14 protein-coding genes are annotated in these 15,755 nt (G+C 31.8%); 10 read left to right on the top strand and 4 right to left on the bottom strand.

What is annotated here, in order from left to right:
• The first annotated feature begins 31 nt into the window (after positions 1 to 31).
• The 8 genes from AAGD29_RS05845 (at position 32) to AAGD29_RS05880 (ending at position 10,778) form a co-directional block, all read left to right on the top strand.
• Entirely contained in the window at positions 32 to 856 is an 825-nt protein-coding gene (locus AAGD29_RS05845) for a hypothetical protein (protein WP_341757426.1), read from the top strand.
• Positions 857 to 858: 2 nt separating this feature from the next.
• Positions 859 to 1,896, top strand: a complete 1,038-nt coding sequence (locus AAGD29_RS05850; protein ID WP_341757427.1) for an IS630 family transposase — start codon at positions 859 to 861, stop codon at positions 1,894 to 1,896.
• 85 nt (positions 1,897 to 1,981) lie between these two features.
• Entirely contained in the window at positions 1,982 to 2,338 is a 357-nt protein-coding gene (locus AAGD29_RS05855) for a hypothetical protein (protein ID WP_341757428.1), read from the top strand.
• A gap of 62 nt (positions 2,339 to 2,400) precedes the next feature.
• Positions 2,401 to 3,012 (top strand): transposase, encoded by a 612-nt coding sequence (locus AAGD29_RS05860; RefSeq protein ID WP_341757429.1) that lies wholly within the window; start codon positions 2,401 to 2,403, stop codon positions 3,010 to 3,012.
• Positions 3,013 to 3,089: 77 nt separating this feature from the next.
• Entirely contained in the window at positions 3,090 to 6,680 is a 3,591-nt protein-coding gene (locus tag AAGD29_RS05865) for a toprim domain-containing protein (protein WP_341757430.1), read from the top strand.
• 104 nt (positions 6,681 to 6,784) lie between these two features.
• Complete coding sequence (locus AAGD29_RS05870; protein ID WP_341757431.1) at positions 6,785 to 7,651, top strand: hypothetical protein; 867 nt, start codon at positions 6,785 to 6,787, stop codon at positions 7,649 to 7,651.
• A 218-nt stretch (positions 7,652 to 7,869) separates the two neighbouring features.
• On the top strand, positions 7,870 to 10,101 hold the full coding sequence (locus AAGD29_RS05875; RefSeq protein ID WP_341757432.1) for a tetratricopeptide repeat protein: 2,232 nt from the start codon (positions 7,870 to 7,872) through the stop codon (positions 10,099 to 10,101).
• Between the two features lie 290 nt (positions 10,102 to 10,391).
• Positions 10,392 to 10,778 carry a helix-turn-helix transcriptional regulator gene (locus AAGD29_RS05880; RefSeq protein ID WP_341758765.1) on the top strand — a complete coding sequence of 129 codons (387 nt, stop codon included), beginning with the start codon at positions 10,392 to 10,394 and terminating at the stop codon, positions 10,776 to 10,778.
• Between the two features lie 140 nt (positions 10,779 to 10,918).
• Here the strand turns inward: AAGD29_RS05880 and AAGD29_RS05885 are convergent, their stop codons facing one another.
• The 4 genes from AAGD29_RS05885 to AAGD29_RS10295 all read right to left on the bottom strand — a co-directional run bounded on the left by AAGD29_RS05885 (position 10,919) and on the right by AAGD29_RS10295 (position 13,507).
• Complete coding sequence (locus tag AAGD29_RS05885) at positions 10,919 to 11,440, bottom strand: pyrimidine dimer DNA glycosylase/endonuclease V (RefSeq protein WP_341757433.1); 522 nt, start codon at positions 11,438 to 11,440, stop codon at positions 10,919 to 10,921.
• Positions 11,441 to 11,512: 72 nt separating this feature from the next.
• On the bottom strand, positions 11,513 to 12,121 hold the full coding sequence (locus AAGD29_RS05890; RefSeq protein WP_341757434.1) for a hypothetical protein: 609 nt from the start codon (positions 12,119 to 12,121) through the stop codon (positions 11,513 to 11,515).
• Positions 12,118 to 13,392, bottom strand: a complete 1,275-nt coding sequence (locus tag AAGD29_RS05895) for a type IV secretion system DNA-binding domain-containing protein (RefSeq protein WP_341757435.1) — start codon at positions 13,390 to 13,392, stop codon at positions 12,118 to 12,120. The genes AAGD29_RS05890 and AAGD29_RS05895 overlap by 4 nt, the downstream gene beginning before the upstream one ends.
• Positions 13,337 to 13,507, bottom strand: a complete 171-nt coding sequence (locus AAGD29_RS10295; protein WP_410521195.1) for a type IV secretion system DNA-binding domain-containing protein — start codon at positions 13,505 to 13,507, stop codon at positions 13,337 to 13,339. Before AAGD29_RS10295 ends, AAGD29_RS05895 begins: the two co-directional genes overlap by 56 nt.
• Between AAGD29_RS10295 and AAGD29_RS05900 the strand changes: the two genes are divergently transcribed.
• A protein-coding gene (locus AAGD29_RS05900; RefSeq protein ID WP_341757436.1) for an IS5 family transposase occupies positions 13,501 to 14,345 on the top strand; the annotation gives its coding sequence in 2 pieces (ribosomal slippage) (positions 13,501 to 13,888 and positions 13,888 to 14,345; 846 coding nt in all). The genes AAGD29_RS10295 and AAGD29_RS05900 overlap by 7 nt on opposite strands.
• Positions 14,335 to 15,750, top strand: a complete 1,416-nt coding sequence (locus AAGD29_RS05905) for an NAD-dependent succinate-semialdehyde dehydrogenase (protein ID WP_341757437.1) — start codon at positions 14,335 to 14,337, stop codon at positions 15,748 to 15,750. The genes AAGD29_RS05900 and AAGD29_RS05905 overlap by 11 nt, the downstream gene beginning before the upstream one ends.
• Positions 15,751 to 15,755 lie beyond the last annotated feature (5 nt).

Consider the following 15,755-nt stretch of genomic DNA (forward strand, 5'->3'; position numbering starts at 1 on the left):
CATTGTTATTTTGTGGGTAATAGTAAGGACTATGAGACTACAAAGGCAAGCTACCAAGCTAATGGGTCTTTATAAGATAGAAAAAGCATTAGAGATTTATCAAGGGCTTGGAGTATTTAATATTTATGACAATGTACAAGTAACTAAAGAAGCGTTAGTAACAGATTATATTAATGAGTATTTAGAGCAAGCCAAGAATTTAGCTAGAGATGATTTAGTGTCGATTAGGTCGATAGTAATAGGTGCTTATACTAATGTGGCTGTGAATTATTTTAACATACAAGTTAGAGAGAAGTTAAAACAGGCTGGTATTTTAAAGGGACTGAGTGGTAATTTTAAATCTGGCCATGAGATGATAGAATTGTTGCGAGGTGAGCAAATAGTTTTTACCAGTAACAAGGCAGAATATAAGGGGTTTAATGGAGTACTAAATGGCGAGGTAGCAACAGTTATAGATTTTAATAAGTCCGATAAGTTTGGTCATGGCTGCGTGCAATTGCTAGTACATAAAGCAGATGGCAGTAAGAAGATAGTCAAGATTGATACATCTGACCCACTATATCCAGTTCAATTTCAATATGGTTATGCAGTTACTGGATATAAGCTACAAGGTGAAACAGTGGACTATATGAAAATATACCATGAAGCTATTATGGGTTATGAAGCATTTAATGTGTTGATGAGTAGGTTTAGATATGAAGTAAAACTGTATGGAGCTAGAGATGTATTAGAAGATATAGTTTATAGAAGAGTGGAAGAAGATGCGGCAAAAGGACGGGAACGGTTTAGTATAGAATCATATATACTGCTCATAAATGAAGAGTTGAAGGAAGAGAGGAAAGAAGCTAGAATATGATAATGGGAAATATTTTAACATCTGAACAAAGAACGGCACTGAAGTCACGTCATGGTAATGAACGAGATAGGAGAGTATGTGACCGAATTAAGGCAGTTTTGCTGTATGATAAAGGTTGGAGCTATGGAGAAATAGCAGAAGCATTGCTGTTAAGTGAAGAAGCTATAAGAAAGCATGTAAGAGATTATCAAAAATTTAATAAATTAGAGACAGCTAACGGTGGTAGTGCAAGTAAGCTAAGTGAGCTAGAAGAGAAAGAGTTAATAGAGCATTTAGAAATATGTAATTATGTTTATGCCAAAGATATCAGCAATTACATAGAAGAAAAATACGGTGTTAGCTATACAATAGCAGGAGTAACAAAGCTATTAAGGAGATTAGGCTTTGTATATAAAAAGCCAAAGATCGTACCCGGCAAGCTTGATGTAGATAAGCAAGAACTATTTAAGCTAGAATATAGTTTGTTAAAAGGTAATCTCAAGGCTAAAGAAGCTATATATTTTATGGATAGCGTTCATCCTCAGTATCAAACAAAAGCCCGTTATGGTTGGATCAGAAAGAATCAAAATAAAACTTTACCAACATTTAGTGGCTGGAAAAGGAAGCATTTAATAGGAGCAATTAATTTATCTGATTTGCAATTAGTTAGCACAGATAATCCTAAAGTAAACGGTGATTATATAATCAATTTTCTACAAAAATTAGAAGCAGAAAATCCTAATAAAGAGAAGATATATTTGATTTGTGATAATGCTGGGTATCATAAGTCAAAGAAAGTAAAGGAGTATCTAGTAAATAGCAAAATAGAATTAGTATTTTTACCTCCCTATAGCCCTAATCTTAATCCGATTGAACGATTATGGAAATTTATGCATAGAATTGTAACAAATAATAAATTTTACCATAATTTTGCTCAATTCTCAGAAGCTATAGATAGATTTTTTGGTAATATTGATAAATACAAAGGTAATTTGCTTACTCTTATAACTGACCAATTTCAGACTATAACTTTTAATCATTTTGCCAACTCTTCAGGTTAATTGAGTATACCTACAAAACTTACGCTATGAGAAAAAAAATGGTAAATTATGTTGAGTATAATTTACAAATGCCAAGAGGATAAAATTGCAAGCAATACCAGTTAATAGGACAGATTACTGTCAATTTCTAATAGTGAGTCAAAAGAATTATAGTTTGACCTACTATGCTGAACATGCCAAAAAATGTAGCCATGATGTTATTAATAGATTTTTAAAAAATGAAAAATATACACCTTCTTTGTTATGGGAACATATTAAGGATGATGTTATTTTATCGCCTAACGGATATACAATATTTGATGATACGGTGTTAAATAAAAGAAATACCAAGAAAATAGAAATTGCTAGATCACAGTACAGTGGGGCTACAGGTGGTATTACTACTGGTATAGGAGTAGTAAGTTTGGTATATTATAATCGGATATTAATAAGTTTTGGGTAATAGATTACCGAATTTTTTCGCCCGAACATGATGGAGCGACAAAAGTAGAACACCTATTAAATATGTTAAATAATGCTGTGTATAGCAAAAAGATTCCTTTTCAAACTGTGCTTTTTGACACATGGTATGCTACGCATAAAATTATGCAACATGTTGATTCCTTGGGTAAATATTATTATGCTCCTATTAAAGCAAATAGAAACGTTACTAAAACTTCCTCTTCTAAGCCTTATAAAGCTGTTAGCAAGTTAACGTTTTCAGATGAGGAAATTAAGAGCGGAGTGGAGATTCATATAAAGGGCTTTGCAAAAGATAAGCATGTTAATTTGTTTAAACTTACTGTTTCTACCAACAGAGTTGATTATATTGTTACCAATAACAAAACTCAAAAATCTTCTAAAGCCGTACAAGATGAGTGTGGCTTTCGTTGGGTAATTGAGAGCATGCATAGAGAAATCAAGCAACTTACCGGTATAGAACGATGCCAATGCAGAAAACAACGCATCCAGCGTAATCACATTAGTTGTGCATTTTTAGTGTGGGCTTTTCTAAAAAGAACTGCACACAAAATAGGTAAGACGGTTTATCAAATAAAGTTAGGGCTTTTAGATCATTATATGCAACAGCAGTTACGTTCACCCTCTTTACGCTATTTAGAACCTTACATAGCGTAAGTTTTGCCTATAAGGTATCAGGTGGAAAAGATTCAAAGTTAGTTAGGGAAGAAATACCTACTTGGTATATTGGTTTAATGTTAGGGATCAGTAGAAGAGTAGATAATAATTTAGCGATTGATTACCGTAAGCTTGATAATTTAACCCCTAATCAACAAGTAATTAAGAATTATTTAGACTCTAGACGAGAAGTATTTGATTTACGTGGTAAGATACAAGAATGGCGAGAGCGTCAAGAAATGCCTATTAAACTAGTTGGACTATGTGTGCTATTTAAGCAAAGTGCTAATATCGAGATACAGAATGTTAGAGAAATTATTATAGACCCGTATGATTTAATGTTTAATAGAGAGGTTGATGAAAAGATTGATAGTAAAGACATTAGTAATAAAAAAATATTATGGGCAACATTATCAAAAGAGAAGCGTAATCAGCTTATTTGGCAATATCTGTCAGAGTATGATAGGGAGGAACTAGAAACTATCTATAAGGAACTACAAGAAGCAAAGGCGAAGTTGCAAAAACATGCTAAAATTATTTGTGATAATTATTATGGTAGTGTCAGTATTAAAGACGCAGGAGGTAGCGATGTTAAGGATCAAGTAAGGATGGGTGATAGACTTATCCAGCTTAATTTAAATTATCAGACAATCCAAAAACATGCCGGCTATTCAACTTATAAATACTTCTTGAACAACATCAATCAAGGAGCAACATTAATTACAAATAATCATTGGGGACAAATGATGGAGATTTGTCATGGTTTGCATTCCACCCAAAATGATAGTACCGACTCCTTAAATAATACAAACTTGATAAATATCTTTACCACTAATTTGGCTGATCTCAATGAATTTATTACTGAAACCAAGCTGTTACTAACAGAGAGAACTGAACTATTAGAAAAGACTAATATAGAGCATCAAGAGATAAAAAAAGAACTAGCAGAAATAATTACTTATCGGGAAAAATTATTCCCTGAATTCTTAAGTCGTATATATAAAACTCCTGTATCAAAAATACTGCAGAAATGGCAAGATTTGTTAGTAGAATGCCGGTATGAGCAATTAGCAGATGCCATTTCTAAAGTAAAGAAAAATCCTAAATTACTGGGTAATTTTAGAGGTATTGGCTTTGGTAACATTTTGAGTATTAGCCAGCGTCGGAAAGATGCTATTAACAATTTTGAGGTCATAGCTAAAAGGTTCAGAAATTATGAGCAAGGTGCAATTAAAGCACAAGAACTACAAAATAAACTAACAGCAGGAAACTATCCGAAGTTACTTGAGAGCTTATCAGCAGAAATAACGTCGTTAACTGATAGTTTGCCTAATAAATATGAACAGAGCTTTTTGGATCAGCTTTACCTTTTACAAAAGGAGGGAAAATTAACTATAGAAAATTTGGCAGCACTAGCAAAAGAAGATGATCTACAAGGGCTTATTTATGAATATTATAACTATATTAATGATGCAGAACTAATATCCATCTCGGCTGATATTCAAGGTGAAGATCAGAAAGAAATAACTAGCAACAAAATAGAGGAAGTAAGAGACGGTAAAGTTAGACTAGAAACTAACAAATATGATAGCATTAATGCAGCTAGGAATGAGAGATTAGACTTCAATGAAGTTATCCAAAGTTTGAGTGAATATAATTATCGTAATATTTTTGAAAGCTATGCTAGAAGGATTAATAGTGATGGCAAAAATTTTAAAAGGAGTGGTGTTGAGATTAGCCTTGGCAGTTTGAGTATGAATTTAAGGAAAGGATTATGGATTCGCCATAGTACTGGAGAGGGAGGCAATATATTTTCTTTTGTTCAGAAGGCTCTTAACTGCAGCAAATTAGAAGCATTAGAGCAAGTAGCCTCGATATCTGGTATCAGGGCTAGAGTAAATAATTATCATAATGATAACTACAGCAGCAATAAGCAACTACAAGAAAGTGATGGGCATGAAAAAGTGACACACTTAATCAATGAATGGTATGCACAGCCTTACGTCCCTGAATCTGCACCTAAATTCGATCCTAATATTCACTTGGCTGGTATGCTGAAAAGTAATACTATTGCAGGCATCTATTATTACAGAAATGATAAGAGCCAGCTAATAGGTTTAACGGTTAGACTGATAAGTAACCAAGATGGAACGAAGCAAGTACTACCTGTGAGCTATTGCCAAAATGAATCATTAAATAAAGAAGCTTGGCGGTTAAAGGGTTTTAGTGATAATGGTTATAAACCGATCTATCATATAGAGAAAATAACAGATGAGCAGAAGAGTAAATTAAATACTACTATATTAATAGTGGAAGGTGAGAAGACCTGTGATAAAGCCCAAGAATTACTGCCCGAATATATTGTACTATCTTGGTTGGGTGGTAGTAGTTCGGCAGATAAAGCAAATTGGCAGCAATTGCGAGGTAGAAGAGTAGTTATTTGGCCTGATCATGATCAAGCCGGCATCAAAGCGGCTAGAACAATATGCCACATGATTAATGAGGCTAATGGTCATATTGGCAATGTAACTATCATTGACCCAAGTCGACTAGAGTTTAATGGTACTATCCATACCGACATCTTACTAGATAAATGGGACTTGGCTGACCAATTACCAGTAGGTTGCAATATAGATAATATCAGGGAAGCTATCATAAATTGTCAGCAGCAAAATAGTTCCTTATCTTATAGTCGGTCTATGGCTGCAAGACTACAACAATTACTACCACAGAAAGAACTAGCGATAGGAGAAAGAATATTGTGGCAAGCTAGAAGTAGCGGTACTATACTTGCCATAGAACACATAAGACAAGCAGCTGCAAAAGAAGTCAGCTGGCAAGAGAAGCTGACCTCATCAGAAGCTGACTATTATATGAAATATGCTGAAACTACCAAAAAAGATGGGAGTAAACATGAGTTTTTAGGGTTACAAGATAGTCTATACCGAGATACACTAGTTGCTATAGCTGCGAATAGCAAAATCAAAGATAAAGAGTGTCTAGAATTACCAAAATTAATAGCAGAACTGCAACATGAGTATGAGCAAAAACAAATAACTTTAAGTTATGGCAGTAGTGGTCGTAGTTTTGGTGATAACGATCATTATCAATCTCATATTGCAAGTTTAGAATCTTATGGTGCTGATAGGATAGAGCTATATCATATTATGGTCAGGGATATAAGCTTGCTACATCAAGAACAATTAAGTGGGATAAAGGGTGAAATAATTAAAGCTCACCAAAGAGCCATAGAGCAAACAGTATATCAGCAAATTAAAACTTATCAAATAAGGCAAGCGAGAAATCAAACAAGTAATAAACTAGACTATGATGATAAAGTAAAAATATCTAGTAAAATATATGATAGTCTTTGTAGTAGTAAATGGTGGCAAAGTTTAGTAGTAAAAGATTTAACCTACGTACAAAAAGTTCAAACAAAACTGGCTAAGAATAATAGTTATGAGAGAAGAATAGAGGAGATAGTAGAGAAATATAAAGGACAAAACCCTGAATTGGTCAATAAATGGACTTCAGAGTTAGAAGAACTAAAAACATATAGTGCAGATAGTTTAAGTGACATTATTAAGATAGGAGAGGAAAAAGGCTTCAAACAAGCATTTAAAGAAACTGTTAGCATTAATGACAATAAAAATAGAGAGTTAAAATAGTACTTGAAGTATATAAGGATAGGATAGATGAAATACAAAAATTTAATGATAAGTTCAATGTAGAGGATCTAAAGCATCAAATAAAGCCATTAAAATATGACGATATGGTAAAGGCGGCAGATAAAATACGGGTCGATAGTTTTAGAGATTGGGTAATTCCACAATTTAATAGAATAGAGCGGGAGCGGCAAGAAACACAAGAAGTTAAGGGATTACTGAATAGCCTCGAGCAAGAGAGGGACTTAAGTTTAAAGGTGGGTAAGGACTATCAAAGTTTAACTTATCGTATATCAGAAGAGATGGAAGGAGAGAGTATCAATGATAAAAGGAGAGTGCATGATTGCCAGCCTGATCTATTAGAGAATATTAAAAGGGATAGTTTATATATAGCAAAGCATAATATATGGGAAGAAGAATTATTAATTAAGGAATTAAAGCGAAATACTTCAGAGTTAAAGGATAGAGTAGCACCGCTAATGTTTAAATTTAGTCAACAACATTGTAAGAAGCAAATTGAACAAGATATAAAAATAATAAAAGAACACGGGATATTAATTAAAGAAAATAAACAACAATTTAAAACCGTGCAAAGTTATCTAAATGACTTAATGAATAATCAGGAAATAAGGTCTTATATAAGAGGGGCTGATTTTGAAATAATGCTAGTGGAAGGAATAAAAGATACAAAGAAAGTAACTGTGCTAACAAGGCAATTATATAAAGAACGTCAAGCACATGTACTAAAAGAATTGAGTCCTGAAATACAAGAGCTTAAAGAACACGGGATGATAAAAATTAACAATAATACTTATGATGCAAAATCTTATTTAGAATATAGGATGAATGATAAGCTAATTGGTCTTTATTTGAAAAATACAGAAATAGAAAAAAGATTAACAGAGATATATAGACAAAAACAACAGCTAGATCAGCAAAAACAATCAGAGCTAACACGGGAAAAAATAATCTAATGAAGATATAAATAACTCCTACTTCAAGAGTTGTGAACACAACTCTTGAAGTAGGAGAAGTATACTAAATTACTAAAAGATAAGACGTTTTATTATCTTATTTTGAAGCATTGAAAATGTTTACTAAATCGATGTCTTGGGGGATGCTGTCGCATCTGTTGTAAATGGTAGAAAAATTAGGTATAGTCAAATAAAAGATATATGCAGAAGCTTAGTGTATGAAAAAATTTTTAACATTATTTATATTACTAATTATTTATAGTAATACTTTTGCTCAAGAACAAGTATCTAATTTAATCACTCCAGTTAGTTATTTTGTCAATCATGAACAACAGCTTAAGACTATTAAGGACAATTTAAGTAAATATAAACAAACAAGTATAGTTGGTACTAGTGGTATAGGTAAAACTCAACTGATTAGGATGTATGGTTATGAGAATAAAAATAATTATGATCTAATTTGGTTTTTTGATTGTAACCTTGATTTGAACGAGCAATTTGTTAAATTAGCCAAACAACTCAATACTATCAAACAAACTAATATATCTGAAGAAGTTGCTTTAGCAAAAAAAGAAGTAATATCATATTTAACTTCTACTAATAAGTGGTTATTGGTGTTTGATAATTTAAAAGTTAATGAAAATAAAAAAGTACAGGATTTAATTGATTGGGAACATAATGGTCATGTCGCGTTTTGTTCGCAAGATAATGAAAAGTTACCTAATATTATAGCAATGACCCTACTTGATAGGCCTACTATTGTAGCTTTAGCTAATAACTTATTAGACAACAAGGATAATAATAGTATCGAATTTTTAACGCAATCTTTTAGTGGTTACCCAATATTGATAGTGCAAGGAACTCAATTGCTTAATAAAATTAAAGGTTTAGATAAAGAGGAATATAAAAAGAAAATTTATCAAGCGACTGATAAAATAGCAACAAATATTAATATGGTTATTCAACAATTAAAACCAAGTGCAATAAAGTTGCTGAATAAAATAGCTTTATTGAACAATCAAAGTTTTTCAAAACAATTACTTACTGCCATCACTGATAATCCGGATACCCTTAATGACGATATATATCAATTATCTAAATTTATGCTAATAACTAATATTAATTCTAATGATAATAACCCTATTTTTGAAATGCATGACATAGTTAGCAATAAAATAATGGAACTAAATGGTGATAATAATAAAATATATTTAGAAAATATTATTGCCAAATTACCTAAACCTACAAGAACTCTCTCAGGATATTTGTGGAGAACCGCTCAGACTATAGCAGAAAACTTAGAAATTATTCTTAAAAATTCTGAAGGATATAATATTAACATATATACAATACTTAAATTAAGAAGTGAGTTATTACTTTTATATATAAACGTTGGTGATAATAGCAAAATCCAGCAAATGGTTGATTGGTTTAATCAAAAAAATCAACAAATTAAATTATGGCAAATGCCTGAGAATTACAAATTTTATTACAGTAGATATTTAGGGGCAATAGGAATCTATAATAGGTTAATAAGAAATTTTGAAACAGCGATTTCTTATTTTACTAAATCATTAGAAGTTTTATATACACTTGATAATGATGAAGGCAATGATGCTCTAAAATTTAATTTAATTCATCAAATATGTATAACGTATATAAACATAGGTGAGATAAAATTGGCTGAAGAATTACTTAAAAAGATTGAAAAATTAGCAACACAAGAAGTAGAACATATATATACAATATATTTTTTAAAGGCTTACTTATTTTATACACAAGGAAAATATAACGAAGCTTTAGAATATAGAGATCAAAGTATTGAGCTTCTTATAAAAAATGGATTCCATGCTAATGGCTTATACCTTAACAGAATTTATATTTATAGAGTAATGGTACTGAATTGTCTTGGTAGATATCAAGAAGCTTATGCTCAAGCTCAACAATTATATAACACATCTAAGAAGCTCATAGGGTATGATTATGATATTAAATTTTCATGTATTTATACAGAAATGGCAAAAAGTAAATTAGGTTTAGGTAAAGTATATAAAGCTTCTGAATACATTAATAAGGCTATATTGTTAGCAGAGGAAAACAACAATTCGGAGAACATAAATTATTCTAAAAATTTTGATTTAGCAGCTACTTATGTAGTACAAGGTGATATTTTGTTTGCCCAAGATAGGCTTAAGCAAGCTATGGAATCTTATAAAAAAGCTTTTGTTATATATCATTATTTATATGGCAATAGAAGTAAAAATGTTGCTCAAGTAAGTGAATTATATAACAAAGGGGCAAAAGCCGCCTGTAAAAGCAAAGATTTATATAATTATAAATTCTTTGGCAAGTCACAAATTAAGGAGTTTGGCATACACCACCCTAATACAGTTGATATGTTTGAATATTGCAAACAATATAACATGGATTTGTGGGGCAAAAATCATTAAGGAGATATAAGCTGTGTGATTTATATAGACCTAGGATTAAGGAACAGGTTTTAAACAACTTACTAAAGATGGGTTGCTATTTTTAGCCTTACCCCAATTACGATTATAAATTTGGAAGAATTGTGACAAACAACAAATTAGTTATATATCAAAGGTAAAAATAAGGTTACTTTTATAATAATAAATTAAATTATTGACACGTTAAGTAACTTATCATAACATAATCTTAGAAAGCTTGAAGAGTATAATGAAGGCTTTTAAGATATGATACCATCAATGTTAAAAAAATGATAGCAAGAAGAAATGACTATTTACATAAGATCGATCAACTTATTGGAGAAAAGATTTATTCTCTAAGACTTGCTAAAGGATTGTCACGACAACAACTGGCGGATATAATAGAAGTAACAGGGCAGCAGTTACAAAAATACGAAAGAGGCATTAATAGAATATCAATAGGTAGATTAGTTCTTATTGCTAAAGCACTAGATAAAAATATAGAGTATTTTTATAAAGATTTAGAAGATGCTGATACTGTACAGCCAGTATTTGTTGAAAATCAGCATATGTACATAGAGGTTTCAAAGAATTTTATGAAAATTCGTAGTTCAGAGCAGCAGCAAGCGGTTAATGCATTGATACGATCTTTAATTACTAAAGAAGTTGAAACATCATAAACTTATAATTAGTAATAGTGCTTTAAAAACAAGATATGGAATAAGAGAAAGCGATAAACAGACACAAGATTTACAACAACTAAGTATTTTTATAAAATTAGGCAGTGTAAAGGCGAGAATGGTTAGCTGCGTAACATCAGTTAATAATTTTGAATATATTTCTGAGTATACCACTTTGGAATAGAACGATTTGTCCATTTTGGTTTTATTATATCGTTATTCCATTTTACAGTTAAGTATTGCTGATATGCTTTAAAAGTATTAGAGTGATTAGAAAAATCAATTTGTAAATAGTCTGATTTAGTGCAATTGACGAATGGTGTCATATTATTATCGTCGATTAAATGCGAAGAATATTTAAGTAAGTTGCTGATTAATTGTTGAGTTTTATGTTTCTTATGATAACGATGTGTATATTCATGACAAAGAGCTATAAGATGTTCAGAAAGCCAAAACCAGTTATTTCTATTTGAAGATGCCCAAATAGTACAAGGGTGTTTCAAATGGGTAGGTTTATAAATATCAGGATAGACAATTTGACTATTGCAGAAAATAGCAGTACTAAGTAATTGAGCAGACTCAACTATCATTTTTAGGACTCGTTTATTATCAAGTGCCTGTGCTGATAATATTGGACAAATATTAGTAATAAAAATGTTCATAATATTAATTATACTCAATTTCTTTAATTTGATCTACCGTTCTCATATCAAATTTGGTCTTTATTTGCATATTTAATCCTTGATTATTTTTGCTTTATTACAGAATTTACCTTGCATATCAAATATTTGTACTACTCCTTCTGTATGAATATCGTGAGCTTTATCAACTAGATATTTTTGCTGTGGTGGAAACCATTGTAACACAAAATAAAGGACAGTGGTTGTAGTAATAGTTGATAAACTAAGACTAATCGCTACCACAGGAAAGAAATTCTTGCTACGATTAATCCTAAGAGACTCAATATCATCTTTAATTTTGTTGAGATTTTGACTACAGCTATTAATCGCTATAGTCATTTCATCTATTTTAAGTTGGTTGTGATTTTGAATTTCCTCAGCAACTTTAGGGGCTATAGCTATTATGCTTTTATCTAACTTCTCCGGTATTTTGCTTAAAATATAGCACTCCTCACTAAGCTTAGAAAGATTTTTTTTAAAATCTTCCAACTGAATATTAATATTATTACTATATTGCTTAGTGGAATCACTAAAAGATGTTAAAATATCTTGAACCTCCCGTTTAATATATGGCAGTTCTTTAACCAGTTCTATACATGTAGTAAAGTGCTTATCTACTTTGTCATAAACTGTAGTAAAGTCAGCCGTTATTTTTTTACTCATTTTTTACCATGAATATTCGTTAATGTATTACACTCGTTAGTTATAGCAACATATTCTTGCCTAGCTTCTTGCCACCAAGGTTGATCCTTGCGTTGATCTTGTGGTACTACTTGCTCAACATCTGTTATACTCGCTTGGTCATTTAAAATATTAGAAACACTAGCTTCCTGAACATTATGATTATTAATGGAATTATTATCAGTAAGCTTACTTGCAGCAACAAAATATGGGTGTTTTTTAGGAACATCCGCAGCTAAAGGCACTTTAATTCTAGCTATTCTAGCTTTTGGCTCAGGTAGTCCAACAAAACACTCTAAATCTGCTAAAGTAGCAAGATCATCGGTAGTGATTAAAGCTTTATGTTTAGTATTTTCACTATAGCTAATACCATCTCGAAGCTCATGAGCTCCATAAGAAGTATTTTTTTGGCTAGTAGCATATTCCAGTTGTCCAAATATCTCAGTAATAATTTTAGCTGTAGCTGGCTCATCACTTCTAAAGAGAAACTTAGTAGCAAATTGGCCAAAGATACTACTGCCTTGCAACATACCAAAATTATCGAATATTTGATTAATTGATTGAGTAGCACAAAGAACGCATCCACCATATTTTCGTGATTCTGATATTAAAGTAGGAAAGCTAGGCAAATTACCTAAAGACGCTAGTTCATCGATAATAAACCACATACGTCTTTTTTCATTGATCCCTATGCCAATTAGACATGAAATTGCTAGTTCAAATAAACAGCTAGTTAGCGGCATTGTAACGTTTCGCATATCTGGCCTGTTACTCAAGAATAACCAAGCGGGACTGCCTTGGGTTACTTCAGTAAAATATTTGGTCAGGGAAAACTTTTTTTCAGAGTCAAATAAGAGATTTAGAGGAGCAGTACTAGTCGCCAACACTGATAAAATAGAACTAGCAGTAGTCTTATTACTGGCTGTTAAATATCTAGCGGCTACTGTATTAGCTAATTTTTTCTCAAGTGATTGCCTAGAAGATAGCTGTAACATTTTCTGCAATTCAGTAATTGATTTATTGCCTTCTTTTATTAAGGATTGAACACAAGCACAAAAAATAGCTGCACTACTATTATTCCAAAATGGATCAAAGCCGCTACTAGTCTTCTTGTTAAACTTAAACAGTACTTTAGCAAATTTATCTAACTTTGGATCAATATATTCTGCTTGTTCATGATCATTACTATTATTAAAACTAGCTATTATTAAAACTAGTATCAGTCCAAAAATCCCAACTGTGAGATCTAGCATCTAATGGATTAAAGATAATATCTCCTCTATCCGGGTTATAATAGGCTTCTTTCGAAACTAGACAATGATGTAGAATGGTGTTATAAATATCTGATTTGAAGTAATAATATGAAATTCGATCAGATTAAAGAGTTAGAGGATGAAAAATTTCGTCGATTAACAGGAGTAAAGAAGGGAACATTCTCAAAGATGGTGGATATTTTGAGGCAAGCTGATGGTCTTAAGAAATCAAAAGGTGGGCGTAAAAATAAGCTCAATTTGGAGGAACAGTTGCTGATGGTCTTAGAATACCTTAGAGAATACCGTACTTATTTCCATATAGGTCAGAACTATGGGATTAGTGAAAGTTCAGCATATAAAGCTGTTAAATGGGTAGAAGACACCCTAGTTAAACACCCAAACTTTGCTCTTCCAGGTCGTAAAGCTCTAATGAAGAGTGATATGAATTATGAAGTAGTCTTGATTGATGCTACTGAGAGTCCTATAGAAAGACCCAAAAAAAACAAAAATTCTATTATTCAGGAAAGAAGAAAAGGCATACACTAAAAACTCAAATAGTGGTAGACAAGAAAACACACCAAGTAATATGTACAGATTTTTCTAACGGTAAAAAACATGACTTTAGATTATTTAAGGAATCCAAAATTCTTATCCATCCTAAGGTTAAAGCGATTACTGATACAGGATATCAAGGTATACAAAAAATTCACAATAATTCTGAATTACCAAAGAAAAAAAGCAAGAAAAATCCTTTAACTAAAAATGATAAAAAGAATAATCGTAGGTTAGCAGGAGAAAGAGTTCTAAATGAAAACGTTATTGGTATGCTAAAACGGTTCAAAATTATTGCTGACAAATATCGAAATAGACGTAAAAGATTTGGTCTTAGATTTAATTTGATCTCTGGCATTTATAATTTTGAACTACGTCAACCAGTTTCGAATGAGGTCTAATAAAAAAAATTACATAAATGGAAATTGGCTAGATTGCCAAGAACAGTTGGAAGTATCAAATCCTGCGAATGGCGAGGTAATTGGCTCGATACCAAATTTGCCCAATGATTTAATTGTTGGTGCTATTCACAGTTCTGTTAGAGCTTTTAAAGATTGGTCACAGACTTCTTTTGAACAAAGAATCATCATATTAAGAAAATGGCATTCTTTAATATTAGAGAATATTGATGAATTAGCCTGTATAATTACCTTAGAGCAAGGGAAAATATTAGAAGATGCAAAGCGGGAGGTAGCATATGGAGCGTCGTTTATTGATTGGTTTGCCAGTAATATTTATAATATTCAAGGTAAAATCAAGCTTGGTAAATCAATAAATCACAAAATTATTACCGAATATGAACCGGTTGGTCCGGTTTGTGCAATTACTCCGTGGAATTTTCCAAGTAGCATGGTAGCAAGAAAAGTTGCCCCAGCACTGGCTGCTGGTTGCAGTGTTATACTTAAACCATCGGAACTCACTCCTTTTTCTGCATTGATTTTGGCTAAACTTGCAAGTGATGCTGGCATGCCAGCTGGAGTACTAAATATTATCACAGGTGATGCCAATAATATTGGGCAGATATTTTGTAATGATTTTAGAATTCGTAAATTATCATTTACTGGTTCTACTAGGGTAGGGAGGATATTATACCAAAACTCTAGTGCTACTATGAAGCGGTTGTCTCTAGAACTTGGCGGTAATGCACCATTTATTGTATTAAGTGACGTTGATCTAGAGAAGGCTGCAAGTGAGCTTATATTAGGAAAGATCAGGAATAGTGGACAATCTTGCACTTCTCCTAACAGAATATTTATTGAAGAGACAATTTATGATAAATTTTTATCGATTCTTACTACGAAATTTGCTAACCTTAAAGTAGGAGATGGTTCTGATCCTGAATCAGTTATAGGGCCACTGATTAACAAAGCAGCTACAGATAAGATTTTAAAATTGATCGAAGATGCTAAAAATAAAGGTGGGAAAATCATATGTGGAGGTAAAGCTCATAATAATTTTTTTGAGCCAACAATTATTAGCAACTGTCAGGATAATATGGAGATTTTTATAACAGAGATATTTGGACCGGTTCTTGCCTGTTATAAATTTGCTAATATAGACGAGGTTATAGCTCGATCCAATAATACAGAGTATGGATTGCAAGCTTATATATATTGCAAAAATATATCCACGGCTCAAATAATGGCAGAAAAACTTGATTTTGGTATGGTATCAATTAATGATTCACTACCTGCTAATGCCAAAGCAGCATTTGCTGGACGCAAGAATTCAGGATTTGGAGTGGAAGGTTCGGATGAGGGAATATTTGAGTATTTGAATAGTAAATCTATAAATTTGTATAATTAATCCTT

The organism is Candidatus Tisiphia endosymbiont of Ditula angustiorana, assembly GCF_964026425.1.
Classification (GTDB): Bacteria; Pseudomonadota; Alphaproteobacteria; order Rickettsiales; family Rickettsiaceae; genus Tisiphia.

Bases quoted from the DNA above. Each gene is read 5' to 3' on its own strand.
- AAGD29_RS05845 (WP_341757426.1), top strand. From the start codon at position 32: ATGAGACTACAAAGGCAAGCTACCAAGCTAATGGGTCTTTATAAGATA.
- AAGD29_RS05850 (WP_341757427.1), top strand. From the start codon at position 859: ATGGGAAATATTTTAACATCTGAACAAAGAACGGCACTGAAGTCACGT.
- AAGD29_RS05860 (WP_341757429.1), top strand. From the start codon at position 2,401: ATGTTAAATAATGCTGTGTATAGCAAAAAGATTCCTTTTCAAACTGTG.
- AAGD29_RS05865 (WP_341757430.1), top strand. From the start codon at position 3,090: ATGTTAGGGATCAGTAGAAGAGTAGATAATAATTTAGCGATTGATTAC.
- AAGD29_RS05870 (WP_341757431.1), top strand. From the start codon at position 6,785: ATGGTAAAGGCGGCAGATAAAATACGGGTCGATAGTTTTAGAGATTGG.
- AAGD29_RS05875 (WP_341757432.1), top strand. From the start codon at position 7,870: ATGAAAAAATTTTTAACATTATTTATATTACTAATTATTTATAGTAAT.
- AAGD29_RS05885 (WP_341757433.1), bottom strand. From the start codon at position 11,440: ATGAACATTTTTATTACTAATATTTGTCCAATATTATCAGCACAGGCA.
- AAGD29_RS05890 (WP_341757434.1), bottom strand. From the start codon at position 12,121: ATGAGTAAAAAAATAACGGCTGACTTTACTACAGTTTATGACAAAGTA.
- AAGD29_RS05895 (WP_341757435.1), bottom strand. From the start codon at position 13,392: ATGCTAGATCTCACAGTTGGGATTTTTGGACTGATACTAGTTTTAATA.
- AAGD29_RS05905 (WP_341757437.1), top strand. From the start codon at position 14,335: ATGAGGTCTAATAAAAAAAATTACATAAATGGAAATTGGCTAGATTGC.